Raw genomic sequence first — 26475 nt, 5'->3', positions numbered from 1 at the left:
GGCGCTAACGGCTCGCCTGCAACCCGCCCGCCGCCGGCATGGCGTGCGCATCGGCACGCGCCATGCCATTGAACAACAGGTTCAATGCCACCGACATCACGCAAGCCAGCAGGATGCTGCTGTGCATGATGGGCTGCAGCCAGCCTGGCAGTTGATTGAACAGCGTGCCCGAGAACGTGGGCAGCAGCGAGATGGCCAGGGTGGCGGCAACGATATACACGTTGTGCCGCGTGCCCTCGAAATCCACCCGCGCCAGCGTGCGCACGCCCGCCGAGGTCACCACCCCGAACATGAACAGCCCTGCCCCGCCCAGCGCCGGCAGCGGGATGGAAGCCACGACCGTGGCCAGCTTGGGAAACAAGCCCAGCGCGCACAGGATCACGCCCGCCGCCACCACGACCCAGCGGCTCTTGACACCTGTCACCACCAGCAGGCCGATGTTCTGGCTATAGATGGTGTAGGGAAAGCCATTGAGCGCCCCGCCGATCACGCTGGCCAGCCCGTTGGCCCGCAGGCCATCCGTCATCTCGCCCGCGCTCAGCGGCTTGTTCACGACATCGCCGATCGCCAGGAACAAGCCCATCGACTCGATCATGATGATGATCATCACCACCACGATCGTCAGCGTGGCCACCACGTCGAACACCGGCCAGCCGAAATAGAAGGGATGGATCACGTCGACCATCGGCGCCTCGGCCACGCCATGGAAGTCCACCACGCCAAAGGGGATCGCCACCAGCATGCCGGCCGCCAGCGCCAGCAGCACGGAGACGTTGGACCAGAAGCCCTTGAGCCACTTGTTGATGACCAGGATCAGCGCGAACACGAAGCCCGCCAGCGCCAGGTGATGCGGCGCGCCGAAATCCGGCGCGCCGCGCCCGCCGCCCACCCAGTTCACGCCGACCGGGAACAGCGACAGCCCCACCACCATCACGATGGACCCGCCAACGATGGGCGGAAAGAAGCGCAGCAGCTTGCCGAACACCGGCGCCAGCAGCATGGTGATGACGCCGCCCGCCATCACCGCACCGATGACGGCCGGCAAGCCAAGCGCAGGATTGGTGGCGATGACAAGGATCGGCGGGATGGCGCTGAAGGCCACGCCCTGCATCACCGGCATGCGCACGCCGAAGCGCCAGAAGCCCGCGGCCTGCAGGATGGTGGCGATGCCACAGGTGAAGAGGTCGGCATTGATCAGGACCGCCACCGCCTCCTTCGGCAGCTTGAGCGCGCTGGCGATGATCATCGGCACCGCAATGGCGCCGACATACATCACCAGCACGTGCTGGAAGCCCAGCATCACCAGCGGCCCGGGGGCGGGCACCTGGTCAACTGCGGCCGGCCTGTCGCCGGTCAGGTCTTGGGTGTTCATGGGGTTGTCTCCTCTTGTGCCGTTACGTGCGATGACGCGACATCTCTGGGAATACGGGCGCGCAAAAAAGAAAGCCCCGGAACCTGGCTAGCGCCCAGCAGGCGCCGGGGCAAGATCAAGCAAGCATTACAGGTGCACCTCCTTCTCGCCGTGCGCCTGCAGCAGCGCCATCAGCTTCTTGCGCATCACCAGCCCGGGCTTGTCGGACGGCATGTGGAACTCCATGCGCCGCGTGGTATCGATGGGGGCGTCGTAATCCGTGGCTTCCAGGATCTCCTTGTCCTCGCGCGTGACCGCATGGTCGAACTTGACCAGTTCCTCGGCCGGGGCCTGCTGCTCCGTGTCGTTGCGGTATAGCCACTGGACCATCATCGTGCTCTTGTCGTCGATGGGCGTGGCGCAGTTGACGATGGTGTGCACCAGGCCATTCGGATAGGTGCAGCCGAAGCGGCGCGAGAACGGCATGTACCAGTTGTCATGCAGGTGGCGGATGGTCTCCGGCTCCTTGCTGCCGGTGAGCAGCCAGCTATCGGGCGGGTTCATGATCGGCACCGAGCGGCGCGATTCGAACCCCCACGCGTTCTCGATGATCTCGATGTCTGCCGGCTTCGGGCTGGCGAACTTGCCGAAGGTGTTCTTGTGCACGAAGCTGAAATGCGCGTTGTCGAACGAGTTCTCCATGAAGCGCAGGCCGCTGCATGCCCAGCGCTCGTAGAACTGCGGGATGCGGCGCAGCGAAGGATCGTTGCCTTCGGGGATGTCCGGGATATCGGTCAGCGGGTCTTCCAGCGCCACCCACACGTAGCCGTAGCGCAGCTTGCAGTGGTAGTTCGCCACGCGTGCGTTGGCGGGGATCATGTTCTGCGGCATCTGCGGAATACGCACGCACTTGCCGCTGCAGTCGTAGGACCAGCCGTGATAGCCGCAGCACAGCAGGCCGTCCGCATCCACATAGCCCTTGGAGAGCTTGGCGGTGCGATGGCAGCAGCGGTCGCGCACGGCCGCGGGCGTGCCGTCGGCGCCGCGCCAGATCACGATGTCCTCGCCCAGCAGCGTGAACGGCTGCGGGCCAAGGTCGAGCCTGGATTCGGGAATGACCGCGTACCAGAAGCGACGCAGGACCGGTTGTTGAGTGACAAGCATTGGGAAGTCTCCTCTCGTATTGTCGAGTGTGGGTTGTGCAGGCGTGCAGTGCGTGCAGGAGTACGGCGCGTTGTGTTCTTGTTTCAGGCCGGTGCGGCTTGCACCGGCAGCCAGTCGCTGATCTGCCTGGCAAGCGCGCCCTTCTCCGCCACGGCCTTGCCCAGCAGCGCGAAGCCGGTCAGAGCGCCTTGCGTATCGCGGAACAACGCGCGCAGGCCCGCGCCGGCTTGCCCGGCCGCCGCCTGGGACTCGATCTCCCAGTTGCCCGCGCCGGCCAGCGCGGGCGACACCACGGCCGGCAGCACAGGCGTTTTCACCACCACCGGCATGGCGGCGTAGCTCAGCGGCGTCGGCGTGCCGGCCAGCGTGCGGGCCAGTGCGCGCGCAGCCTGCATCAGCGGCATCACGTAAGGCAGCACCAGGCCGTCGACCTCGGCGCAGTCGCCCAGCGCGTAGACCGACGGCGCGCTGGTGCGCAGCAGGCGGTCCACCACGATGCCGCGCGCAGTGGCAATGCCGGCGTCCTGCGCCAGCGCCACGCGCGGCAGCAGCCCGGTGGCGGAGAGCACCACATCGGCAGCGATCTCAACGCCGCTGGCCAGTTGCACCGCGAGCGCGCCATCGCGGCGATGCACCGCGACCGGCATCTCGCCAAGGTGCAGCCGCACGCCGAGGCCGCGCAGCGCGCCGGCCATCAGCTCGCCCGCCTCGCCCGGCAGCAGCCGGCCGAGCGGCCATGCGGCGGGATCAACCAGCTCGACGGCGAAGCCACCCGCGTGCAGGTCGTTGGCGAACTCGCAGCCGATCAGGCCCGCGCCGAGGATGGCCACGCGCTTCTTGCCTTGCAGCGAGGCGTGAAAGCGCGTGTAGTCGGCAAGATCGTTGACGGTCTGCACCGCATCGGCGCCATCGCCTTGCAAGCCTGGCGCACGCGCTTGCGCGCCCAGCGCCAGCACCAGTTGTCCGTAGCGCAGCGGTTGCCCGTCGACCAGCACGGTGCCTGCGGCGGTATCGATGGCCGACGCATCGGCATGCGTCATCACGCGCGCGTTGAGCTGCGCGGCCATCTGCTGCACGCTGGCGATGGCCAGTGCGGCGGGTGCCTTGTTGCCGGCCAGCGCATTGGACAGCATCGGCTTGGAGTACGACTCGCCGGCGTCGCGCGTGACGATGACCAGCGGCGTCGCGCTGTCGAGCTTGCGGAACTCGCGCGCCAGCGTGTAGCCCGCCAGGCCGGTACCGAGGATGACCAGCGGCAGCGCTTGCTGCGCTTTCGCGGTGATGGCGTCGTTCGTCATGGCTCAGGCCACCACTTCCATCTCGAACTCGGCCTTGCTCACGCCGCAGTCCGGGCACAGCCATTCGTCGGGGATATCCTCCCAGCGCGTGCCGGCGGGAAAGCCGTGTTCGGGCATGCCGAGCGTTTCGTCGTATTCAAAGCCGCATACCATGCATTTCCATTTCGTCGCTGTCGTCATTTCGGGTCCTTTCGTCGGGTTCGGGTTGTTACGGGCTTGCGTGCCGGTGGGATGGCTGGTCTACGCCAGCGCAGCCAGCGCAAATGGCGTGGCGCGCAAGCGCTTGCCGGTGGCCGCAAAGATGGCGTTGCCGATCGCCGGCACCACCGGCGGGTTGGACAGTTCGCCGACGCCACCGGGCTGCCTGCCGGAGGGCGGCATCACCACGATCTCCAGCGCCGGGGCGTCGCTCATGCGCACCACCGGGTAGTCGTGGAAGTTGCTTTGCTTCACGCCGCCGTTCTCGATATGCACCGCGTTCATCAGCGCGGTGGACACGCCCCAGTAGATGCCGCCAGCCAGTTGCTGGCGCACCGAGCTGGGATCGACGGCAAGCCCGCAGTCCACCACGCAAATGATCTTGTGCACGGTGATGGCGCCGTTGCTGACGCTGACATCGGCCACGATGGCGATATAGCTCTTGTAGCCTTCGTAGGTGGCCACGCCCAGGCCACGGCCATTGCCGCCCTTGCCCGGCTTCGCGCCGGCTTTCCAGCCCGCCAGCGCGGCGGCGCGGTCGAGCACCGCCACATGCTCGGGCTTGCCTTGCAGCAGCTTCCTGCGCAACGCCACCGGGTCCTGCGCGCAGGCATGCGCGGCTTCGTCGATCAGGCTTTCGATGGCGAAGATATTCGGCACGTAGCTCACCGCGCGCCACCACCACACCGGGAAGCCCGGCTCGTGGCGCACCCAGGCGAGGTCGAGCGCGGGCACCTGGTAGTAGAAATCGTCGCGCATGCCCTCGGTGCAGCTCGGGTCGACCGGCACCTTGGCCAGGAAGCCGGGATCGTCGGGCTCCTTGATCGACGGCACCACGGCGCGCAGGCTGAAGGCCTGCACATTGCCGGCCGCGTCCAGCGCGGCGCGCGCCTTGTGCACGCTGGCGCTCTGGTAATAGAACGCGTGCATGTCGTCTTCGCGGCTGTAGAGCAGCTTGACGGGGCGGCCCATGCGCTTGGCGATATAGGTCGCCTCCAGGATGATGTGCAGCCCTTCGCGGGCGCCGAAGCTGCCACCGGCTTCGGTCAGATGGATCTTCACCTTGTCGCGCGAGATGCCGGCAATGGTCTCGGCTGCCTGCGCGCAGCGCGAGGGCACCTGCACGCCGCCCCAGTACTCCACCGCGTCCGGCCGCACCCACGCCACGATGCTGAGCGGCTCCATCTGCGCATGCGCCTTGTAGGGCATGGTGTAGACCGCTTCCACCACCTTGGCAGCGCCCTGGAAGACGGCATCGGCATCGCCCTTGACCTTGGACTTCTTGCCAGGCTCGTCCACGCGCGCGGCCATGGCGCGGATGGCGGCCTCGGCGCTGAAGTCCTGCATGGCGCTGTCGCCCCACACCACCTTGAGCACCTGGCGCGCGCGCTGCGCGGCCCAGAAATGATCGGCCACGATGGCCACGCCGGGCTGGCTGGCGCCGTTGATGGGGCGCGCGGCCGGCGCGTCGGGGCGGAAATGCACGATCGTTTCCGGGATCTCGGTGGCGAACACATCGCGCACGCCGGGCAACGCCTTGACCTCGGCGGCGTTGAACGACACCACCCGCGCGTTGACCACCGGCGCGTGCACCACGATGGCGCTCAGCATGTCCGGCAGCTTGATGTCGATGGCATAGCGCGCGCGGCCGGTGAGCTTGTCGGCCACGCGGTAGCTGCTGCGCTCCTTGCCGATCAGCACAAACTCGTCTGGCCGCTTGAGCGTGACCTCGGCCGGCACCGGCAAGCGTGCCGCGCCTTCGGCCAGCTCGCCGTAGGTGAAGCGCTGTCCGCTGGCCACGTGGATCACGGCGCCAGCGGCTGTCTTGCAAGCCGCCGGCTCGACCGCCCAGCGCCGCGCCGCTTGCGCCACCAGCATGGCGCGCGCGGTGGCACCTGCGCGGCGCAGCGTGTTCCACTCCAGCGGCACGCTGGTGCTGCCGCCGGTGGCGTGCATGCCCCACAGCGGATGCAGGTAGGCCTTGGCAAGCGGATCGTCGGGCTGGATCACCTGCACGGTGGCCCAGTCGGCATCCAGCTCTTCGGCCAGCATCAGGCCCAGCGCATTCTTCACGCCGGTGCCGCTGTCGTATTTGTGGACCACCAGCAGCACGCGGTTGTCGGGGGTGACGCGCACCCAGGCATTGGGGGCGAAGTTGCCGGCCGCGCTGTCGGTGATGGGCGCGGCGGCGGCGTTGCGGATGCACTGGCCGCCGCTGCCGATTTCCAGCAGCAGGCCGCCGGCGAGCGCCGCGCCAGCTTGCAGGAAGCGGCGGCGCCCGCCATTGGCCGGGGTGGCATCGATCAGGTTGAGCTCGCGCGTCATGCTGGCTTGCCTCCACGCAGTTCGGCGGCGGCGCGATGGATCGCGCGGCGGATGCGGTCGTAGGTGCCGCAGCGGCAGATGTTGCCGGCCATGGCAGCGTCGATATCGCTATCGGTGGGGTTGCGCTTGCTGGCCAGCAGCGCGGCGGCCGACATCAGCTGGCCGGACTGGCAGTAGCCGCATTGGGGCACGTCTTCGGCTTGCCAGGCTTTCTGCACCGCATGCAGCGCATCGGGCTGGCCCAACCCCTCGATGGTGGTGACCCGCTTGCCGGCCACGGTGGAGACCGGCGTCTGGCAGGCCCGCACCGGGGCGCCATCCACATGCACCGTGCAGGCGCCGCACAGGCCCATGCCGCAGCCGTACTTGGTGCCGGTGAGATCGAGCTCGTCGCGCAGCACCCACAGCAAGGGGGTGTCGCCGGGAGCTTGCACGGCGCGCAGGGCGCCGTTGACTTTGATGGGGGTCATGTTTTTTTCTCCTTGCTCCGCCGTTTGTCGCTGCTTGGCGCTGTTCGGGCGCTGCTGATTGCTGTCTTTGGGGGCTGGCGGGCCGTGTTGAAGCAAAGACTAGCTGCGCCAAATCCATATGTGAAATATGATTTGAGAATCTTTTCCATACGATATTCATATGGATATCCGCCAGCTCCGCTATTTCATCGCCGTTGCCGAGGAGGGCAACTTCAGCCGTGCCGCCGAGCGCCTGCATATTTCCCAGCCGCCGCTGAGCCAGCAGATCAAGTCGCTGGAGGCGTCCCTTGGGGTCATCCTGTTCGAGCGCGGCCGCCTGGGCGCGCGCCTGACCCGGGCGGGCGAGGCACTGCTGACGCGGGCGCGCGACATCGTGGCCGACCTGGACTCGACCCGGAAAATGGTGCTGCGCGTGGCCGACGGGCTGGAGGGCTACCTGCGCATCGGCATCATCAATTCCGTGATGTACGGCCCCCTGCCCCGTACCATGCGGCTGTTCCAGGAGCGCAACCCGGCGGTGGAGTGGACCCTGCACGAGATGCTCCCCGACCAGCAGGGCGAGGCGCTGGTGCGTGGCCAGATCGACGTGGGCTTTGCCTCCAGCGCTACCGGGCGGGAGGAACTGCGGTCGATCCGCGTCTATCCGCAGCCGCTGATGGCCGCGGTGCCTGCAAGCCATCCGCTGGCGGCCAGCGGCCGGATCCGGCTGAAAGCGCTGGCGGCGGAACCTTTTGTGCTGCTTAATACCCAAAGCCCGGTGATCCGCAGCTTGCTGGCCGCCTGCGTGCGCAATGGCTTCCACCCGCGCGTGCTGCACGAGTCGGTGGATCCGCAGACGGTGCTCAGCCTGGTGGGCGCCGGCGTCGGGGTCAGCGCGCTGCCGCGCTCGCTGTCGGGCGCGCCGCGGGAGGACGTCGCCTTCCTCACGCTGGACGAGCCCGGGCTGGCCGCCGACCTTTACGCCACCGTGCGGCGCGACCACGGCCTGCCCGCGCTGGACCGCTTTCTCACGCTGCTAGAAGATGTCACCGAGGTATGGCATCGTGAGACGTTCGGGGAAGGCCTGCGTAGCACATAGCGCGCCCGGCGTCCCGCAATGCAACATTGCAGCCCCCGCGATGCCGCCCGCTTCCGGCGGGCTACGGGTTTTCCTATATATTGTTGCCGTTTACGTCACACCGGCAGTCCAGGAGAAGCACCCGATGAATTCCGGTCAACTGATTGAAAAACTCGCCGCCATCTTTGCGCTGATCGTGCTGATCGGCGGCTCGTTGCTGGTGCTCGCGCCCTTTACCACCGCGCTGTTGTGGGGCGCCATCCTCGCCTTCAGCTCGTGGTACCCCTATACGGTGCTGTCGCGCTGGATGGGCAACCGGCGCAGCGTGGCAGCCCTGATCTGCGTGCTGCTGGCCGCGGTCATCGTGCTCGGCCCCTTTGTCTACGCCGGCGCCAGCGTCTCCGCGCACATCGACGAGCTGTCCGGCCTGGTCGACCAGTTCTTCGATCACGGCGCGCCCGCGCTGCCCGGGTGGCTGACCGGCCTGCCCTATGTGGGCGACTACCTGCAAAGCTCCTGGGACAAGGTGATCCATGCCGACTCCGAGATGGTCGCCAACCTGCGCAAGCTGATCGCGCCCGTGGGCCATGTGTTGCTGGGCGCCGGGTTGTCGATCGGTGCCGGGCTGGGCCAGCTGGCGCTGTCGATCGTGCTGGCGTTCTTCTTCTATACCGGCGGCGAGTTCGCGGTGGCGTGGCTGCGCGCGGGCATGCGCCGCATTGCCGGCGAGCGCGCCGACCACCTGCTGGCGCTGGCCGGCAACACCGTCAAGGGCGTGGTCTACGGCGTGCTGGGCACGGCTTTCGTGCAGGCCTTGCTGGCCGGCATCGGCTTCTGGATCGCCGGCGTGCCCGGCGCCGCCATCCTCGGCTTCATCACCTTCTTCCTGTCCGTGATCCCGGTCGGCCCGCCGCTGGTATGGATTCCCGCCGCGCTCTGGCTTTACCACACCGGCTCGCTCGGCTGGGCCATCTTCATGGTGGTGTGGGGCGTGGGCGTGGTCAGCATGGCCGATAACGTCATCAAGCCGCTCCTCATCAGCAAGGGCACCGACATGCCGCTGATCTGGGTGATGCTGGGCGTGTTCGGCGGCGCGCTGGCCTTCGGCTTTCTCGGCGTCTTCATCGGCCCGACGCTGCTGGCGGTGGCCTACGCGCTGCTGCGCGACTGGACCATCGGCTCGCAGCACCTGGCTGACCCGCCGCCCGCGCTGGCGCAAGGCAAGCCTGTCACCACCGCCGAGGACGTGGCGGGTTCCGGCAAGGCATGAGCGAAACCAGCCGTCCCGAACCGCAGCCATTGGCACCACCGCCCACCCAGGCCGAGCTGGCCCGGATGGTAGCCTGCGAGTACTGCGATGCGGTCTACCAGCGCACCGAGCTGGAGCCGGGCGAGCGCGCGCTGTGCCTGCGCTGCGGCGGCCAGCTCTACCGCGATAGCGCGCGGGCCTATGCGCGGCTGCTGCCGTTGGTCATTGCCGCGCTGATCCTGTTCCTGGTGTCCAACGCCTATCCCATCGTCGAGATGGATCTCAAGGGCGTGCGCACCGAAACCACGCTATGGGGCGCGGTGCAGGCGCTCTACGCGGACAACATGACGCTGGTGGCCGTGCTGGTGTTCGCCACCACCATCCTGTTTCCCTTGTCCGAGATGCTGATGATGCTTTACCTGCTGGTGCCGATGGCGCGCCACCGGATGCCGCCGGGCTTCGAGCGCATCGTGCGCGGCATCCAGCAAACCCGGCCGTGGGGCATGATCGAAGTCTTCATGATTGGCGTGCTGGTCACGCTGGTCAAGCTCTCGACCATGGCGCAGGTGCTGCCGGGCGTGGCGCTGTGGTCGTTCGCCGCGCTGGTGATCGTGCTGGCCGCGATGCTGTCGTTCGATCCGCGCGATCTGTGGCAGCACCTGGACGAGGAGCCGCCCCGATGAGCGCCCCAACCCCCAAGCCCCCGGTGGGCGCCGCCGCGCTGGCGCGCTCGCGCCGCCTGGCCGCCAATGTGGTGGCGGAGCTGACCGACGATGACGAAACCAGGCCGCTGCCGCAGGTGCCTACGGCCACGTCGATGGGCCTGGTGTCCTGCCACGCCTGCGACGCGCTCAGCCCGCTCGCGATGCAAGGCGAGCCCTGCCCGCGCTGCGGCGCCACGCTGCATCACCGCAAGCCGAACAGCCTCGCGCGCACCTGGGCGTTCCTGTTGTCCGCCCTCATCCTTTATATTCCCGCCAACCTGCTGCCGGTCATGGTGACGCAGTCCATCCTGGGCACGCAGCGCGACACCATCTTCTCCGGCGTGGTCTACCTATGGTTGTCGGGCTCCAACATGCTGGCCATCGTGGTGCTGATCGCCAGCATCGTAGTGCCGCTGCTGAAGATGATCATCCTCGCGCTGCTGCTGCTGTCCGTGCATTTCCGCTCGCGCTGGCGGATTCGCCAGCAAACCCGGCTGTACGGGCTGGTGGAAATCATCGGCCGCTGGTCGATGCTGGATATTTTCGTGGTGGCGCTGCTGGCTTCGCTGGTGCGGGCCGGGGCACTCGCCACCATCATCCCTGGCGCCGGCGCCATGGCGTTCGGCTCCGTGGTGGTGCTCACCATGCTGGCTTCACTTAGTTTCGACCCGCGCCTGCTGTGGGATTCGATGGATAAAAACGATGCCTGACCTAGACCCGTCTCCTCCCTCTCCTTCCTCGCTGCCACCGGCGCCGGAGCGCCGCCGCCGGGCGCGCTGGCTGCCCTCGCTGGTCTGGCTGATCCCGATCGTGGCGGCAGTGGTTGGCCTGTCGCTGCTGATCCACACGCTCACCGAGCGCGGCCCGGAGATCACGGTCACGTTCCGCACCGCCGAGGGCCTGGTCCCGGGCAAGACGCCGGTACGCTACAAGGACGTGGACATCGGCCTGGTCAAGTCCGTGCGGCTGGCCGGCGACCATTCGCACGTGATCGCCAAGATCGACCTGACCCAGGATGCGGCGAGCTTCTCCACCAAGGACACGCGCTTCTGGGTGGTGCGCCCGCGCTTTGCCACCAGCGGCATCTCCGGGCTGGGAACCCTGCTGTCAGGCGCCTATATCGGCGTCGACGCGGGCAAGTCCGAGGAGCGCGTGCGCGACTTCACCGGGCTGGAAGTGCCGCCCGCCGTCACCACCGATGCCTCCGGCAAGCAGTTCGTGCTGCGCGCCACCGATCTCGGCTCGCTCGACATCGGCTCGCCGGTCTACTACCGCCGCGTCCAGGTCGGCCAGGTGGTGGCTTACCAGCTGGAGCCCAACGGGCGCGACCTGTCGCTGCGCGTGTTCATCAACAAGCCCTACGACAAGCTCGTCACGGCCGACTCGCGCTTCTGGCACGCCAGCGGCGTGGACATCAAGCTCGATGCCGGCGGCTTCAAGCTCAACACGCAATCGCTGGTGACGGTGCTGCTCGGCGGCGTGGCCTTCCAGGCCCCGGACGACTCCAAGGCGACGGATGCCGCCAACGAGAACACCCAGTTCCTGCTGGCCAGCGACCAGACCGAGGCGATGAAGGAGCCGGAAGAAATCGCGCCCTCACTCGCCGTGCTGAACTTCGACCAGTCCGTGCGCGGGCTCTCGCCCGGCGCACCGGTGGATTTCCGCGGCGTGGTCGTGGGCCAGGTGCGCTCGATCGGCATCGAGTACCAGGTCGAGAAGAAGGCTTTCCGCCTGCCCGTGGTGGTGGAACTGTACCCCTCGCGCATGGGCTTCAGGGCGCGCGACGTGGAGGACGTCAACCGTGCCCGCAATATCGTCCAGGCGCTGATCAAGCGTGGCATGCGCGCGCAGTTGCGCACCGGCAACCTGCTGACCGGCCAGCTCTATGTGGCGCTGGATTTCTTCCCCAAGGCACCGCCGGCCAGCGTCAACCTGGATGGCGCCATGCCTGAACTGGCCACCACGCCGGGCGCGTTCGACGAGCTGCAGGCCAAGCTGGGCGATATCGTCAACAAGATCGACAAGGTGCCGTTCGAGCAGATCGGCCAGGACCTGCGCACGTCGATGGCCACGCTCAACACCATGATGACCAGCGCCGACAAACTGGTCGCCCAGCTCAACGGCGATGTGGCGCCCCAGGTGCTGGCCGCGCTGCAGGACGCGCGCAAGACGCTGAGCGCGGCCAACGGCACGCTCGCCTCGGACGCCCCGCTGCAGCAAGACACGCGCCGCATGATGCAGGAGCTCACGCGCACCGCGGTGTCGCTGCGCACGCTGACCGAATACCTGGAACGCCACCCTGAAGCGCTGGTGCGCGGCAAGCCGGAGAAATGATGATGACCCGCATAGAGATGACCCGCCACCGCCTGTTGCTGCCCCTCTCGCTCGCCGCGGCGCTAGTGGCGGGCTGTGCCTCGCCCGATCCCCGCTATTACACGCTGGCCCAGGGTCCCGCCGCCGCTACGGCTACCGGTGCCGAAGGACGGGCCGCCGCGCCGGCGCAGCCGGTGTGGATCGAGGTTGCGCCGGTGCGCGTGCCTGAACGCCTCAACCGGCCGCAGCTGGTGGTGCGTGACGGCAAGGATGGCGACGCGCTCAAGCTGCTGGACCTGTCGCGCTGGTCCGCGCCGCTGCCGGATGAGCTGCGCGACGCGCTGTCGCAGCAACTGCAGGCCAGGCTAGGCGCGGTCGACACCTACCAGCAAGGCTTGTCGGAAGTGGAACCGGTGTTCCGCATCACCACCGAAGTGGTGCGACTGGACGCTGACGTGGGCCAGCGCGCCGGCGCCGTCATCAACTGGACCGTGCGCCGCCTGCCCGACGGCAAGGTCAAGGCTGGCCGCACGCAGGCCGAACTGGCCGCGCCGGGCGCGGTGGACGGCGTGGTGGCGGCTTACCGCCAGATCGTGGCAAGCACCGCGGACGATATCGCGGCCGGCGTGGAAACACTGCGCCGCGGCACGGCGAAGTAGCTTCGAAGTAGCGTGGAAGTAGCGGCGCGGCGGGATGCAGGTCCCGCACGCGCCGGAATCAATCCTCCGCCGGTGCCTGCGCGCCCCGGCAGCTGCGCCGCCGCTCCGACTCGGCCATGGCCGCCAGGCAGGCCTCGGCGTCCCCCGCCACCAGCTTGGCCGAGCAGGCCAGCATCAGGTTCTTGCTCAGGCCGAAATCCTCCACCACGAAGCCGCGCGCGTCGAGCCGTTCGCCCTTGCCATCCGTTTCATCGGCGGCAACGGCCACGCGGTCCAGCAACGTGCCGCGGTCGCTGCTGTAGCCCCATACCGGCTTTTGCAGCGCGATGGCGAATCCCACCTCGAATGCCGTGCCCGAGTCCGGTTCGCCCGGCCCGCGGAAGTCGTCCAGGTTGGCCATCACCATGTCGGCGCGGCGCAGCAGATTGATGTTCGCCTCGTAGATCCAGCGCGCGGTGTCGGGGCCGCAAAGGCCGGCCGGGGCGGCTTTGTCGAGGGGATAGAGGCCGAGGAAGCCGTAATGGGCGCAGCGGGCCTTGAGGGCCTCGCCGTAGGCGATGGCATCTTTGCGGAATACGTCGAAGCCGGCGAGGTAGATGGTTTTCATTGCGCGTGGCGGGGTGGCGGACGTTGACGCCAGTGAGGATAGCGCATGTGTTTGACGTGATGGCTACAGCGACCACTTCAAACCCAGCGTCAACCTGAGCCTGAACCTGAGCGGCAGGTCACCGCCCTCGCCAGGCGGCGGCCTGCGTTGCCACCCTCCCGTGCTCACGCGGGCGGCGAGCCATCCTTGAATGCCCCCTTGAGCATCTGCCGCAGTTCGGGGCCATCCTGGTGCTGGTGCACCTGCACCGCATGCTGGACCGCGACCTCGAGCAGTTCGTCTTCGGTGTCGGCGCTCAATGCCACCGTGCATTTCGACTCGCTCGGAAACTCGCGGCAATCGATATATTTGCGTCCCATCATTGCCTCCTGACGCGTGAGGGTGAGATGGCGCCGCCGGGGCGGCGGGCGCCTGATCCACCGCCTGATCCAGTATAGGACCGGCGCCGTGCGCGGGGGGCCCGCCAGCGCGTCAGAGTACCGGGGTAATCACCTTGCCGGTGCCGAGGAACGCGTCGAGGTTATCGAACACCAGCGCGGCCATGGCCGCGCGGGTTTCATGCGTGCCGCTGGCCACGTGCGGAGCCAGTACCACGTTGTCCAGCGCAAACAGCGCCTCGGGCACTTCCGGCTCGGCGCGGAATACGTCCAGCCCGGCGCCGCCCAGGCGGCCGTCGCGCAAGGCAGCGACCAATGCGTCTTCGTCCACCACGCTGCCGCGAGACACATTGACCAGGATGCCCTTGGGGCCCAGCGCCGCGATGATATCGGCCGATACCAGCCCTTCGGTCTCGGGGCCGCCCACGCAGGTCACGGCCAGGAAATCCGCCCAGCCGGCCAGCGCCTTCAGGTCAGGCTCGTGGCGCCACGGCGCGCCATCGCGCGCCCGGCGGTTGTGGTACGCGATGTCCATGCCGAAGCCGGTGGCGCGCTGCGCCACTTTCTCGCCGATGCGGCCCAGGCCCAGGATGCCGAGCTTCTTGCCGGAGACGCGGGTGGTCAGCGGGAAGTTGTCCTTGCCCCACTTGCCGGCGCGCACGAAGCGGTCGCCATGGGCAATGCCGCGGGCGGCGTCGAGCAGCAGGCCGAAAGCGAGGTCGGCCACGCAGTCGTTGAGCACGTCGGGCGTGTTGCTGACCTGGATGCCGCGCGCGCGGGCCGCGTCCAGCGCGATCGAGTCATAGCCGACGCCAAAGCTCACGATGGCTGCGAGCCTGGGCATGGCGGCGATGGCCTCGGCGGTGATGCCGTGGCGCGCCGATGTCACCGCCACGCGCGCCTGCTGTGCGTGCTCGCGCAGCCACGCCAGCGGCTCGGGCTGCTCCCACAGCGGCACAGCCTGGTACTGCTCGCGCAGGCGGGAATTGATCTGCGGCGCGAGAGGGCCGATCTGGATAAGCGTGGCTTGGGACATGGATGCGAGGCGAGGGAGAAATGCAACGTTGGATGGTAGCGCAATCATAACGCGTCCGGCGCCGCGCCGCAGGGCAGCGCCCAGGCGCGGGCGTCAGGCGCTCTCGCGCTGGATGACCTCGAACCCCAGGTCGATGATGCGCTCCCCCACTTCGCGCCCGTCGATGCGGGCCAGCAGGCATTCGGCGGCGGTGCGGCCGATGGCCGGGCCATCGATGCGCACCGTCGACAACGCCGGGTAGGTATGCGCGGCAAAGTTGAGGTCGCCAAAGCCCATCACCGCGAGCTGCTCCGGCACCTTCAGCCCGCGCGCGCGGGCTTCCGACAGCGCACCCTGCGCCAGCGTGTCCGAGCTGCAGAACACCACGTCCGGTCGCGCGCCGCCATCTAGCAGCCGCGCCAGCCCCTCGCGGCCAAGCCCCAGGCTGGACGGCGCTGGCACGATGCTGCTCGGCACTTCCGTGATGCCATGGCGGCCAAGCGCGTCGAGAAAGCCCAGGCGGCGCGACTCGGCGCGCTGGTCGCTGGCCGACAGGATGGCCGGCTTGCGATAGCCGCGCGCATGCAGGAACTCGGCCACTGTCTGGCCCACCTTCTCGTGCGAGAAACCCACCAGCATGTCGATCGGCGTAGGCGTGATGTCCCAGGTCTCCACCACCGGCACGCGCGCGGCCAGCAGGCGCCGGCGCGTATCGGCGGTGTGCGCGATGCCCGTCAGCACGATGCCGTCGGGGCGGCGCGAAAGGATGGCGGCCAGCAGGTCCTGCTCGCGCGTGGCGGCGTAGCCGGACAAGCCCAGCATCATCTGGTAGCCCGCTTGCGAGAAGCGATCGGTCAGCGCCTGGATGGTGTCCGCAAAGATCGAGTTGGCGATGGTCGGCACGATGGCCGCGATCAGCCGGCTGCGCCGCGAGGCCAGGCCGCCGGCCAGCAGGTTGGGCACGTAGCCGGTGCGCTGGATGGCCTCCTGCACGCGCGCCGCGGTGCCCGCCGAGACCACCCCGGGCTGGTTGACCACGCGCGACACGGTAATCGGCGAGACGCCCGCGATCTTGGCCACGTCAGCCAGCGTGACGCTGCCGGTGGCGCGGCCGGCAGGGGCTGGCGCGGACGCCGAACGAGGGGCGGTGCGAGAAGCCGCCGGCTTGCGGGATGAGGCCATGAATGTGGTGAAGGAAGCAAAAAAGCCGGCTGGGCGCAGCGCCGGCATGGGCGCCATGATAGCGCCCGCGCCGCGCCGCAGGCTGCGATGCAGCGGCGCGCGACGGGTTAACCCCGAGCACGCATGCGTTGTGGGCGACAAATGACAGCGCTATCATCTGCTGTCCTCGGCGCTGGGGCAGCAGGACGGCCGCCCGCCGGGGCCAGACAAAAAAGAGCAGACGTCGCCACGACGCTACCGATCAGAGGAGACAGCCCATGCCCGCAAACCCCGCTGGCAAGACGCCGCAAGACCGGCCCCGCAAGCAGCCCGAGGAGCTGCGCAGCCACCGCTGGTATGGCGCCAACGACCTGCGCGCCTTCGGCCACCGCTCGCGCACCGCGCAGATGGGCTACAGCCGCGCCGACTACGCCGGCAAGCCGGTTGTCGCCATCATCAACACCTGGAGCGACATCAACCCCTGCCACAGCCACTTCCGCCAGCGCGCCGAAGAGGTCAAGCGCGGCATCTGGCAGGCGGGCGGATTCCCGGTGGAAATGCCGGCGATGAGCCTGTCCGAGCCGTTCCAGAAGCCCACCACCATGCTCTACCGCAACCTGCTGGCGATGGAGACCGAGGAACTGCTGCGCTCCTACCCTGCCGATGGCTGCGTGCTGCTGGGCGGCTGCGACAAGACCACGCCTGCGCTGCTGATGGGTGCGCTGGCGATGGACCTGCCCACCCTCTTCGTGCCGGCCGGGCCGATGCTGCGTGGCAACTGGAACGGCGTGACGCTGGGCTCCGGCTCGGATACGTGGAAGTACTGGGCCGAGCTGCGCGCCGGCAATATCACCGAGCAGGACTGGCAGGGCATCGAAGACGGCATCGCGCGCTCGCCAGGGCATTGCATGACGATGGGCACGGCATCGACCATGACGGCCGTGGTGGAGGCCATCGGCATGTGCCTGTCCGGTGCCTCGTCGATCCCCGCGCCGGATTCGCGCCATGCGCAAATGGCCTCGCTGTCGGGCCGGCACATCGTCGAGATGGTGTGGCAGGACCTGAAGCCATCGGAGATCGTCACGCCCGCCGCCATCGACAACGGCGTGCGCACCGCGCTGGCGCTGTCCGGCTCCACCAACGCCATCGTCCACCTGATCGCGCTGGCGCGCCGCGCCGGCCATGCCCTATCGCTGGATCGCTACGACGAACTGGCGCGCAGCACGCCAGTGCTGGCCAATATCCGTCCGTCGGGGCAGTACCTGATGGAAGACTTCTACTACGCCGGCGGCCTGCGCGCGATGCTCGCGCAGATGGGCGACCTGCTCGATACCGGCACGCTCACCGTCGATGGCCGCACGCTGGGAGAGAACCTGGCAGGCGCGCGCGTGTTCAACGACGACGTGATCCGAGCGCGCGACAAGCCGCTGGTGGCCAGCGACGGGCTGGCCGTGCTGCGCGGCAACCTCGCCCCTGACGGCGCCGTGATCAAGCCCCCGGCCGCGCAGCAAGACCTGCTGCGCCACACCGGCCGCGCCGTGGTGTTCCGCGACTACAACGACATGGCGGCACGCATCGACGACCCGGCGCTGGACATCGATGCCACCTGCGTGATCGTGCTGCAGAACGCCGGCCCGCAAGGCGCGCCCGGCATGCCGGAATGGGGCCAGTTGCCGATTCCGCAGAAGCTGCTCAAGCAAGGCGTGCGCGACATGGTGCGCATCTCGGATGCGCGCATGAGCGGCACCAGCTACGGCGCGTGCGTGCTGCACGTGGCGCCGGAATCGTATGTGGGCGGCCCGCTCGCCTTCGTGCGCGACGGCGACCTGATCGAGCTGGACGTGCCGGCCCGCAAGCTCAACCTGCTGATCAGCGACGACGAGATGGCGCGCCGCCGCGCCGCCTGGGTCGCGCCCATGCCCAAGTTCGAGCGCGGCTACGGCAAGCTCTACCTGCGCCACGTCAGCCAGGCGGACAAGGGCTGCGACTTTGATTTCCTGGAACCGGTCGATGCCCGGGAGGACGGCGAGCCGGAGATCCACTAGCGCTTAACCATCACCTCACCATCACCTCACCATCGTCCCATCATCGCCCCGCCATCGCTTCACCATCCCAAAAAAGAACCGAGGAGACCCCACCCCATGAAACGCCAAGCCCTTGCGCTGCTGGCCACCGCGGCGACCCTGGCTGCCGCCGTCCTCCCGCTGAACGCATCCGCCCAGGCCAGCTGGCCCAGCAAGCCGATCACCTACGTGGTGCCGTTCCCGCCCGGGGGCACCACCGATACCCTGGCACGCCTGATCGGCCAGCGCCTGGGCCAGGCGCTCGGCACCACCGTGGTGGTGGAGAACCGCCCCGGCGCCGGCGGCAATATCGGCTCCGACTACGCCTCCAAGGCCGCGCCAGATGGCTACACCATCCTCGGCGGCACCATCAGCTCGCACGCGATCAATGCCAGCCTGTACCCGAAGATGCCGTACGACGTGGTCAAGTCCTTCGCCCCCATCACGCTGATCGGCACCAATGCCAATGTGCTGGTAGTCAGCGCCGGCAGCCCGTTCAAGACGGTGAAGGACATCGTGGCCGAAGCCAAGGCCAAGCCGGATACGCTCGCCTTCGCATCCGCCGGCAACGGCACCTCGCAGCACCTGGCCGGTGAATTGTTCAAGAGCCTGGCCGGCATCAAGATCACACACATTCCCTACAAGGGCAGCGGCCCGGCGATCCAGGACGTGATGGCGGGGCAGGTGCCCATGATGTTCGACACGACCGTGGTGGCCGCCCAGCATATCGACTCGGGCAAGCTGCGGGCGCTGGCGGTGACTTCCGCCAGGCGCATCAAGAGCATGCCGAATGTACCGACGATGGCCGAGGCCGGCGTCAGCGGCTACGAACTGGAATCCTGGCAAGCCATCTTCGCGCCGGCAAATACGCCCAAGCCGATCGTGGACCGCTTGTACAAGGAGATCTCGACGATCATCAAGACGCCGGACATGCAGGCGCGGCTGGAAAAGCTGGGCATGGAGCCGTCGGGAATGTCGCCCGGGGAGTTTGCGGAGTTCCAGCGTAGCGAGATCGTGAAGTGGGCGAAGGTGGTGAAGGCGGCGGATATCAGGATTGATTGATATCGGGCTCGATTGAATTGCTTGTAGCCCGCTGACGCGGGGGTGGCGCTTTTTGGCGAGTTTTATGGCTTCTAGCTGCTGGCGCGGCTGGGCGGTGTTGGCCGTTTTAGAACGTGTGAGATGTCACTTTTCTTTACTCGCGGCGTGTGTCAAGGTAGTTGTCGCCTCAGCCGTTACGCTGCTTGCTTGTAATTCTGTCCGTTTTGCTGCGCTCGCTCCGGGTTCAGGTACACAGCATCTGGTAGTTCCCAGTTGCGGATGCCCGTGGTCCAACGCTGCGGATTCCGGGCGCGCACAACTTCATACAGTGCCGTTCTCTGCGCCAACAGAGCGGTGGCTGTGCCCTGATGCCGCTGGTTGGGCGTGACGTATTTCAGGCTGCTGTGTCGGTGCTCGTCGTTGTACCAGCGCACGAAGCGCAGCACCCAGTCACGCGCTTGTTCCAGGCTATCGAACGGGCGTTCCGGCCACATCGGGCAGTACTTCGCCGTGCGGAACAGCGCTTCGGCATAGGCATTGTCGTTACTCACCCTGGGCCGGCTGTAGGATGGCACCACCCCTAGGTCATACATTGCTGCCAGCATGGTGGCCCCTTTCATGGCCTTGCCGTTGTCCGAGTGCAGCACCAGCGGACGACCCGCTGTCTGCTCCCGCAAACAGCCGTGCATCAGCAGGCGGCTGGCGTGCTCAGCCGTCTGGCTCTCATGCACCTCGTTGGCTACCAGCTTGCGGCTGTAGATGTCCTTCATCATGTACCAGTAGAAGAACTTGCCCTTGACCGTAGTCGGCAGCCAGGTGATGTCCCAACACCACACCTGATTCGGACCCGTGGCCCGGTGCGTCGTCAGCGGGCGCGTGCACGGGGCCTTGCTGCGGCCACGCCGACGGCTTTGTCCCGCTTCATGCAGCACCCGGTAGATCGTCGATACCGATCCCACGTAGATGCCCTCATCCGCCAGCTTTGGCACGATCTGGTGCGGCGTCAGGCTCGCATAACCTGGCTGGTTCGCCGCCCTCAGCACCGCCTGCCGTTCTGATTCGCTGAACTTGTTGGCCGGTGCATCACGACGCGCTTCGCCGCCCGTCGGCGGGGGCATGCCGCCAGCGCTGCATGGTCCGCTCGGTCAAACCAAGCGCCTCGCACGCCTTCGCCTGACGGGCCCCGGCGCCTACGGCTTCATCGATCAACTCTATGGCTTCCAAGCGATCCGGGGTGCTGATCAGTCTTCCTCGTCCCGTCCCCAGATCGCTGCGGCTTTTTTTTGCAAGACCAGCAGTGCCGCCGTCTCCGCCAGCGCCGCATTCTTGCGCTTGAGCTCGCGTTCCAGCTCACGCACTCGCCCACGCGCCGCTTCGTCTTCCCGCCGCTGCGCCAACGTTCGCTTGACGGGGGTAGCCGCATTGGCCTGCTCGCACGCCTCACGCCATTGCTGAATCTGCTCCGCCCGGATGCCCTTTGCGCGGCAGTACTCCGACAGCTCCGCTTCGCTTAGCGGCGCTGTCTCCAACACAACGCGAAACTTGTCCGCGCTGGACCATTGATCACTCTGCTTTCCGTCACCCGGCACAATTCTTCCTGCTTCTCTCGCCATCCTGCGCCAAGTCCGCAAGGTCACTGTCGTGATCCCTGTGGCCTTGGCCAACTCCACTATCGACCGGTTCAGCGGCGGCATCATCTGCTCCACCACCCATTCCCGATGCTCGATTGCATATCGTGTCATCACCTATTCGCACACCGCCCTCCATTTTGCTTCACCAAGGAGACGGAGACGACAAGTATCCTGACATGGAGGGCTCGTAAAGAAAAGTAACCAAAAGAAAGCGATCCTTGCAGGAGGCTGGCTTATTGGGATTGCGCAGCCCGGTGGTTTCGTCGTCAGGCCCCGGGTGCTAATGGCCTCGTGCCGTTACCGGTTTGAGTGGCCACGACCCTGCGGATGACGCTGGTTTCGTGGTGAGTCTGCTCGGTAGCGGCATCCCTGCGCATTCATCCATCTGCCGGTACCGGTGCAAGGCGTCACGATATATCACGCCGTGATGGATTCGTGGTGGGGTGGGCGCGGTGGTGAATCCCTCAGAACTGTTCTGGCGGTGCCACCGCGCCCACGACGGAAACGGGACGCTCGCAACTTCGTGGCCAGTCACTCCGCGAGCGACAGACGGCTTGAAATTCGTGGTGGTGGCTACCGGTGGGGGCCACCACGAAACCCTGGGCATCGGCAGGGTCGTGATGATCTAAACTGGTAACGGCACGAGTCCATTAGCACCCGGGGCCGTACGATGAAACCATTGGGATCCCCAATGACGCCACGCCAGCCTCCTGCAAGGATCGCTTTCTCTTGGTTACTTCTCTTTACGAGTAAAGAGAAGTGACATCTCACACGTTCTAAATCGGCCAACACCGCACAGCCGCGCCAGCAGCTAGAAGCCGTAAAACCCCGCCCACAAGCGACACCCCCGCGTCAGCGGGCTACAGCCCCCAACGCCCCAGCTCAAAGACTCAAAGACTCAAGAAATCAAGGACTCAAAGCCGGATGCTTCAACGCATGCGCTGTCTCCGCCAGATGCGCACGAAAGCTCCCCTCATCCCGCTTCAACCCCAACTCCCCATACCGATAGGCCATCGCCAGCGCCTGGATCGATTCCGGATGCTCGCGCTCGGCCGCGGCCTCGTACCACGCCACCGCGCGGGCCTCGTCGCGCGGCACGCCTGCCCCTTCACGATAGGCGTTGGCCAGCATGAACATCGCCTGCGGCACGCCGGCATCGGCGGCCAGCGCGAACCAGCGCGCGGCCGCGGCCGGGTCCGGCGCCCGGCCATAGCCGCCACGGTGCAGCAAGCCGAGGTAGTACGCGGCCCCGGTATTGCCCGCCGCGGCGGCCAGCTCGAAGTGGTGCCAGGCCGCCTCAGCGTCGGGCGTGCGCTGCGCATCGCCGAGGAAGGCCGCCTTGCCCAGCACGAAATGCGCGCGCGCATCTCCGGCCCCGGCGGCCTGCTTCAGCCAGTCACGGCCTTCGGCATGCGCCGCCGCATCCCCGCTTGCCCACAACGCTTCGCCAAGCGCGGCCTGGGCCGCGCCCTCCCCCGCCCGCGCCGCCTGGCGCAGCGCCGCGAGCGCCTCTTCGTCGCCGGCCGAGCCGGCCCGCGTCTGCCACTGCGCAAGCTGCGCGTGGCGCGCGCTGGCATGCTCGCGCCACGCCGATGCCCCGCCCACGCAGCCGGCCGCCACCGCGACCGCCACCAGCGCGGCAGCGATGACCGGATGCAGGCGGCGCTGACGGCCGTGGCGACGCGCAGGCGCACTGCATGCCGGCGCCGTCGCTCCCTTCATTGGCGTATTCGTTGCCGTGCTCGCTGTCGTGCTCATTGCCGTGGTCATTGCCGCCTTACTGGTTGAGGTCGACGCTGTATAGCGACAGGTTCTTGGTGGTGTCGTAGCTCGCCTGCTCCAGCGCGATATTGGCGAGGCCGGCGGCTTGCGCCTGCGCCAGCTGGCCTGGCGCGGACGCAAACACCACCTTGCCGGCCGTGGCTACCTTGGTGAAGCGCCAGCTGCGCGCGCCGCCGTTGGTCGCGCGCGTGATGGCACCGGCCTTCTTGATGTAGGCGATCAGCACATCGCGGCTGGCGTCCGGCGAGGCGTAGACCGTCTTGCTGCCGTCCAGGCCGGGAAAATTGCCGCCGCCACTGGCGCGGTAGTTGTTGGTGGCCACGATGAGCTGCTGGCTGGCGTCGAGCGGCACGCCCTTGTACGCGAGGTTCTTGATGCGGCTGCCCTCCGGCTGCGTCACGTCGATCTCGTACTGCAGGTCGGGCGAGGTGAACATGTCGAAGTTATAACCAGGGAAGCTGCTGATAAGCGGCTGGTCAGCGGTCTTGGCCGGATCGATCAGGTTGAAGCGCTTGGCGGCGGTCTCCAGCCAGGCCTTGACGTCGCTGCCGCTCACCTTCACCGCGTAAATGGTGTTGGGGTAGAGGTAGAGATCGGCTGCATTGTTGATGGCAAGGTTGCCGGACTGCACATCGGTGTAGTCGTTGCCGCCGCCAAAGCCACTCTTGAACGGCGCGGAGACGGACAGCACCGGCAGCGTGGCCAGCGCCGGCAGGTTGGCGGCAATGTAGTCCTTCACGTAGGCCGCCTGCGCCTGGTTGACGATCTGGATCGCACCGGGATCGCCCACATCGGCGAAGTACGTGCTCATGCGGTAGTCGGTGGTGCCGATCGGCGTCTTCACGTAGGCGATGGTGGCCTGGTGCTCCGCATCGATCGCGGCCGCCACGCTGGCATCGGCCGCCACATAGCTCTTGTCGGCATTCTGGATCGAGCGCGCCTGCACGATGGTGGCGCTCTTGTCGACCACCCAGCGATTGCCGTCATGCGCGAGCTGCAGCTTGATCACGCCGAGGCGGCGGCCCCAGTAGTCGGCCATCACGGTCGGCACGCCGTTGACCGTGCCGCGCACCTTGTCCACGCCCGGCAGGTTGAACTGCGCTACCGTGCTGGTGGCATCGGGGAAGACCTGGTGCGAGTGGCCGATCAGCATGGCATCCACGCCGGCCACCTTGGACAGGTGCCAGCTGCCGTTCTCCATGGTGGGCGAGTACGCGGAGGCATCGAGCCCGCCGTGCGAGATCACCACCACCAGGTCGGCACCCTTGGCGCGCATCTCCGGCACGAACTTCTCGGCGGTTTCCTTCACGCCCTCGGTGTAGACCTTGCCGTCGAGCCAGCGCTTGTCCCAGCTCATGATCGCGGGCGGCGTGAATCCGATGATGCCGACCTTGACCGGCACCGTGACGGTGTTGCCGTCGGGCCCGGTGGCGGTGATCTGGCGGGTGATGATGGTGTACGGCTGGAACAGCGGCGCGCGCGTGCGCACGCTGTACACGTTGGCCAGCACCTGCGGGAAGGCCGGCCCGGCGCACGGCGTCTGCACGGTCGGGTCGGGCAGGCCATCCACGTTGAAGCGGTTGCCCGTGACCTGGTTCAGATAGCCCAGGCCGTAGTTGAACTCGTGGTTGCCTATGCCACCGCCGTCGAACCTGGCCGCGTTCATCACCTTGTACATGGCCAGGGTCTCGCCGCACTTGAGCGGGTTGACCTGGGCCTGGTAGTCGGCCAGCGCGGTGCCCTGGATGGTGTCGCCGTTGTCCAGCAGCAGGGTGTTGGGAAACTCGGCGCGCGCCTGCTTGATCAGGGTTGCCACGCGCTCGAAGCCGAAGGATTTGTCCTCGGCCAGCTTGAAGTAATCGTAGCTGCGCACATTGGTGTGCAGGTCGGTGGTTTCCAGCAAGGCCAGCGTGGCCTTGGTGCCGGCCGAGACGCTATCGGCCTGCGGCGTGACACCCGTGCCCGTGCCAGCGCTGGCAGGGCTGTCATCGGAGCCGCAGGCGGCCAGCAGCACCGTGGCCACGATGGCGGCGCCCAGCGCGGCCACGGTGGGCACAGCGAGGATCGGGGACGAAGCGGGCGCGGCGCGCGCGGGTAGAACGGCGGTCGGACAGCGGTGCATTTGTGGCTCCCTTCTTTCTTGTTGTGCCTGGAGCCGGACATTGTCCCGAGCGCAAATGGCAGCAGAGTGACGCGTGCGTTACACCACCGTGACGGCCGGCGGCCGGCAGCAGGCGCACCCGCACGGCCCGCCGATATGCCCTGTCCCGACCCAATGTGCCATTGACGCCGCGTTATATACCGTCATATATTGCGCATTTGGCGGGCACATCTGGCGGGCACGTTCCGGCCCGGCCCGCCTGCTATCCAACCCGCTTCCGGCCACCCGCGCCCCGCCATGCCCATGCTCCCGATCTCCGCTCCGTTGCCTGCCCAGTCCCGCCAGCCGCGCGGCGCCCGACGCGCCTCGCTGGCGGCCGGCCTGCTGCTGTCCGCCACCCTGGCGCTGTCCGCCCCGGCCGCCTTCGGCGCAGACCTGGTGGTCTCCGCCGCGGCCAGCCTGACCAATGCCTTCAAGTCGCTCGCCGAATCCTACGAACGCGCGCACCCCCAGACCAAGGTGATCCTCAACTTCGGCGCCTCCGACGTGCTGATGCAGCAGATCGTCAACGGCGCGCCGGCCGATGTGTTTGCCTCGGCCGACCAGGACGCCATGAACAAGGCCGTGGCCGAGCGCGTGGTGCAGCCCGCGTCGCGCCGCGATTTTGCCGCCAACCAGCTCGCGCTGATCCTGCCGGCTGACAGCAAGCTGGAAGTGGGCAAGCTGCAGGACCTGACCCGCCCCGAGTTCAAGCGCGTGGCCTTCGGCAACCCGGCGTCGGTGCCGGTGGGCCGCTATACCAAAGGCGCGCTGGAAGCAGCAGGCGTGTGGGATGCGGTCTCGGCCAAGGGCGTGATGGCGCAAAACGTGCGCCAGAGCCTGGATTACGTGGCCCGTGGCGAAGTCGATGCCGGCTTTGTGTTCGCCACCGATGCGGCGATCATGCCGGACAAGGTCAAGGTGGCGCTGCGGGTACCGACGCGCCAGCCGGTCACGTATCCGATCGCCATCACCTCGCACTCCAGACAGCCCGAGCAAGCCGCGGCATTCCTCGGCTATGTGACGTCGCCGGAAGGGCAAGCGGTGCTGGCCAGGTATGGTTTTCTAAAACCGTAAGCCGTAAGCCATAATCCCTGACCCTTGCCCGCAGCCCCGGCGCCCCGGGCGCGCCGCCAACCTGAATCCACCTTGCCGCCTGCCTGGCTCCGCCGGCGGGCGTTTATGCTGATGACCTCCCTGGAAGCTGTCTGGGTCCCGCTGTCGCTGTCGCTCAAAGTGGCGGGCTGGGCCACCGTGCTCAACGCCGTGCTGGGCGTGGGCGCGGCCTTTGCGCTGTCGCGCTGGCAATCGGCCGCGCGCGACGTGGTCGACGCCCTGCTCACGCTGCCGCTGGTGCTGCCACCGACCGTGCTCGGCTACTACCTGCTGGTGCTGGTCGGGCGCCGCGGCGTGTTCGGCGAGTGGCTCGGCCGGCTCGGCATCGAACTGGTCTTTACCTGGCAAGGCGCAGTGCTGGCCTCCACCATCGTGGCCTTCCCGCTGGTGCTGAAGTCGGCCCGCGCCGCCTTCGAAGGGGTTGACTCGCAGCTTGAGGACGCCGCGCGCGTGCTCGGCACGTCCGAGGCCGGTATCTTCTTTCGCGTGACGCTGCCACTGGCGTCGCGCGGCATCATCGCCGGCGTGCTGCTGGCCTTTGCCCGCGCGCTGGGCGAGTTCGGCGCCACGCTGATGGTGGCGGGCAACCTGCCCGGGCGCACGCAAACGCTGTCGGTCGCCATCTACGAAGCCGTGCAGGCCGGCGACGACAACACCGCCAACGTGCTGGTGCTGGTCACCTCCCTCACCTGCGTGGTGCTGCTGGTAGCCGCCGGGCGGCTGGTGCCGCCCACCCGCAAAATGTACCGGTAGG

22 protein-coding genes and 1 pseudogene are annotated in these 26475 nt (G+C 67.6%); 10 read left to right on the top strand and 13 right to left on the bottom strand.

The window, feature by feature from the left end; genetic code table 11:
• Positions 1–4: 4 nt before the first annotated feature.
• The 6 genes from F7R26_RS04075 to F7R26_RS04050 form a co-directional block, all read right to left on the bottom strand.
• Entirely contained in the window at positions 5–1372 is a 1368-nt protein-coding gene (locus tag F7R26_RS04075; protein WP_150988404.1) for a nucleobase:cation symporter-2 family protein, read from the bottom strand.
• A 126-nt stretch (positions 1373–1498) separates the two neighbouring features.
• Positions 1499–2515, bottom strand: coding sequence for an aromatic ring-hydroxylating dioxygenase subunit alpha (locus F7R26_RS04070; protein ID WP_150988401.1), 1017 nt, complete (start codon positions 2513–2515; stop codon positions 1499–1501).
• A gap of 83 nt (positions 2516–2598) precedes the next feature.
• The gene (locus tag F7R26_RS04065) at positions 2599–3813 is read right to left on the bottom strand and encodes an NAD(P)/FAD-dependent oxidoreductase (protein WP_150988397.1); all 1215 of its coding nucleotides are present in this window, start codon (positions 3811–3813) and stop codon (positions 2599–2601) included.
• Positions 3814–3816: 3 nt separating this feature from the next.
• Positions 3817–3993: a rubredoxin gene (locus tag F7R26_RS04060; protein ID WP_170301936.1), complete on the bottom strand. Its 177-nt coding sequence runs from the start codon at positions 3991–3993 to the stop codon at positions 3817–3819.
• A gap of 60 nt (positions 3994–4053) precedes the next feature.
• A complete protein-coding gene (locus tag F7R26_RS04055) occupies positions 4054–6336 on the bottom strand; it encodes a xanthine dehydrogenase family protein molybdopterin-binding subunit (protein WP_150988394.1) in 2283 nt (760 codons plus the stop codon).
• On the bottom strand, positions 6333–6806 hold the full coding sequence (locus F7R26_RS04050; protein ID WP_150988391.1) for a (2Fe-2S)-binding protein: 474 nt from the start codon (positions 6804–6806) through the stop codon (positions 6333–6335). Before F7R26_RS04050 ends, F7R26_RS04055 begins: the two co-directional genes overlap by 4 nt.
• Before the next feature lie 160 nt (positions 6807–6966).
• Here F7R26_RS04050 and F7R26_RS04045 point away from each other — a divergent pair, with 160 nt between their 5' ends.
• From F7R26_RS04045 to F7R26_RS04020, 6 genes are all read left to right on the top strand, one after another.
• Entirely contained in the window at positions 6967–7884 is a 918-nt protein-coding gene (locus tag F7R26_RS04045; RefSeq protein WP_043344266.1) for a LysR substrate-binding domain-containing protein, read from the top strand.
• A 124-nt stretch (positions 7885–8008) separates the two neighbouring features.
• Positions 8009–9133: an AI-2E family transporter gene (locus F7R26_RS04040; RefSeq protein WP_150988388.1), complete on the top strand. Its 1125-nt coding sequence runs from the start codon at positions 8009–8011 to the stop codon at positions 9131–9133.
• Positions 9130–9795 (top strand): paraquat-inducible protein A, encoded by a 666-nt coding sequence (locus F7R26_RS04035; RefSeq protein ID WP_150988385.1) that lies wholly within the window; start codon positions 9130–9132, stop codon positions 9793–9795. Before F7R26_RS04040 ends, F7R26_RS04035 begins: the two co-directional genes overlap by 4 nt.
• Positions 9792–10526, top strand: a complete 735-nt coding sequence (locus tag F7R26_RS04030; protein ID WP_150988381.1) for a paraquat-inducible protein A — start codon at positions 9792–9794, stop codon at positions 10524–10526. Before F7R26_RS04035 ends, F7R26_RS04030 begins: the two co-directional genes overlap by 4 nt.
• A complete protein-coding gene (locus F7R26_RS04025) occupies positions 10519–12150 on the top strand; it encodes a PqiB family protein (RefSeq protein WP_150988378.1) in 1632 nt (543 codons plus the stop codon). Before F7R26_RS04030 ends, F7R26_RS04025 begins: the two co-directional genes overlap by 8 nt.
• On the top strand, positions 12150–12788 hold the full coding sequence (locus F7R26_RS04020; RefSeq protein WP_150988375.1) for a PqiC family protein: 639 nt from the start codon (positions 12150–12152) through the stop codon (positions 12786–12788). Before F7R26_RS04025 ends, F7R26_RS04020 begins: the two co-directional genes overlap by 1 nt.
• 58 nt (positions 12789–12846) lie before the next feature.
• On the opposite strand, the gene F7R26_RS04015 is transcribed toward F7R26_RS04020, so the two are convergent.
• The 4 genes from F7R26_RS04015 to F7R26_RS04000 form a co-directional block, all read right to left on the bottom strand.
• Entirely contained in the window at positions 12847–13395 is a 549-nt protein-coding gene (locus F7R26_RS04015; protein WP_150988372.1) for a nucleoside 2-deoxyribosyltransferase, read from the bottom strand.
• Between the two features lie 164 nt (positions 13396–13559).
• Positions 13560–13754: a DUF1059 domain-containing protein gene (locus F7R26_RS04010; RefSeq protein WP_006160277.1), complete on the bottom strand. Its 195-nt coding sequence runs from the start codon at positions 13752–13754 to the stop codon at positions 13560–13562.
• 112 nt (positions 13755–13866) lie between these two features.
• Positions 13867–14808, bottom strand: a complete 942-nt coding sequence (locus F7R26_RS04005; protein WP_150988369.1) for a 2-hydroxyacid dehydrogenase — start codon at positions 14806–14808, stop codon at positions 13867–13869.
• Between the two features lie 93 nt (positions 14809–14901).
• Complete coding sequence (locus F7R26_RS04000; protein WP_241754415.1) at positions 14902–16026, bottom strand: LacI family DNA-binding transcriptional regulator; 1125 nt, start codon at positions 16024–16026, stop codon at positions 14902–14904.
• 200 nt (positions 16027–16226) lie between these two features.
• On the opposite strand from F7R26_RS04000, the gene araD reads away from it, so the two are divergent.
• Positions 16227–17993 carry an L-arabinonate dehydratase gene (araD, locus tag F7R26_RS03995; RefSeq protein ID WP_150988363.1) on the top strand — a complete coding sequence of 589 codons (1767 nt, stop codon included), beginning with the start codon at positions 16227–16229 and terminating at the stop codon, positions 17991–17993.
• Between the two features lie 96 nt (positions 17994–18089).
• Complete coding sequence (locus F7R26_RS03990) at positions 18090–19073, top strand: Bug family tripartite tricarboxylate transporter substrate binding protein (protein WP_150988360.1); 984 nt, start codon at positions 18090–18092, stop codon at positions 19071–19073.
• Between the two features lie 173 nt (positions 19074–19246).
• On the opposite strand, the pseudogene F7R26_RS03985 reads toward F7R26_RS03990, so the two are convergent.
• The 3 genes and pseudogenes from F7R26_RS03985 to F7R26_RS03975 all read right to left on the bottom strand — a co-directional run bounded on the left by F7R26_RS03985 (position 19247) and on the right by F7R26_RS03975 (position 24587).
• Positions 19247–20794: pseudogene (locus F7R26_RS03985) on the bottom strand (IS3 family transposase).
• A gap of 795 nt (positions 20795–21589) precedes the next feature.
• Entirely contained in the window at positions 21590–22405 is an 816-nt protein-coding gene (locus tag F7R26_RS03980; protein ID WP_193692127.1) for a tetratricopeptide repeat protein, read from the bottom strand.
• A gap of 55 nt (positions 22406–22460) precedes the next feature.
• A complete protein-coding gene (locus F7R26_RS03975; protein WP_241754414.1) occupies positions 22461–24587 on the bottom strand; it encodes a bifunctional 2',3'-cyclic-nucleotide 2'-phosphodiesterase/3'-nucleotidase in 2127 nt (708 codons plus the stop codon).
• A 282-nt stretch (positions 24588–24869) separates the two neighbouring features.
• On the opposite strand from F7R26_RS03975, the gene modA reads away from it, so the two are divergent.
• Positions 24870–25682 (top strand): molybdate ABC transporter substrate-binding protein, encoded by an 813-nt coding sequence (modA, locus tag F7R26_RS03970; RefSeq protein ID WP_416351321.1) that lies wholly within the window; start codon positions 24870–24872, stop codon positions 25680–25682.
• A gap of 120 nt (positions 25683–25802) precedes the next feature.
• Positions 25803–26474 carry a molybdate ABC transporter permease subunit gene (modB, locus tag F7R26_RS03965; RefSeq protein ID WP_150988813.1) on the top strand — a complete coding sequence of 224 codons (672 nt, stop codon included), beginning with the start codon at positions 25803–25805 and terminating at the stop codon, positions 26472–26474.
• Position 26475: the final 1 nt, after the last annotated feature.

This window comes from Cupriavidus basilensis (genome assembly GCF_008801925.2).
Classification (GTDB): Bacteria; Pseudomonadota; Gammaproteobacteria; order Burkholderiales; family Burkholderiaceae; genus Cupriavidus; species Cupriavidus basilensis.
This window is presented reverse-complemented; position numbering and strand designations above follow the sequence as displayed.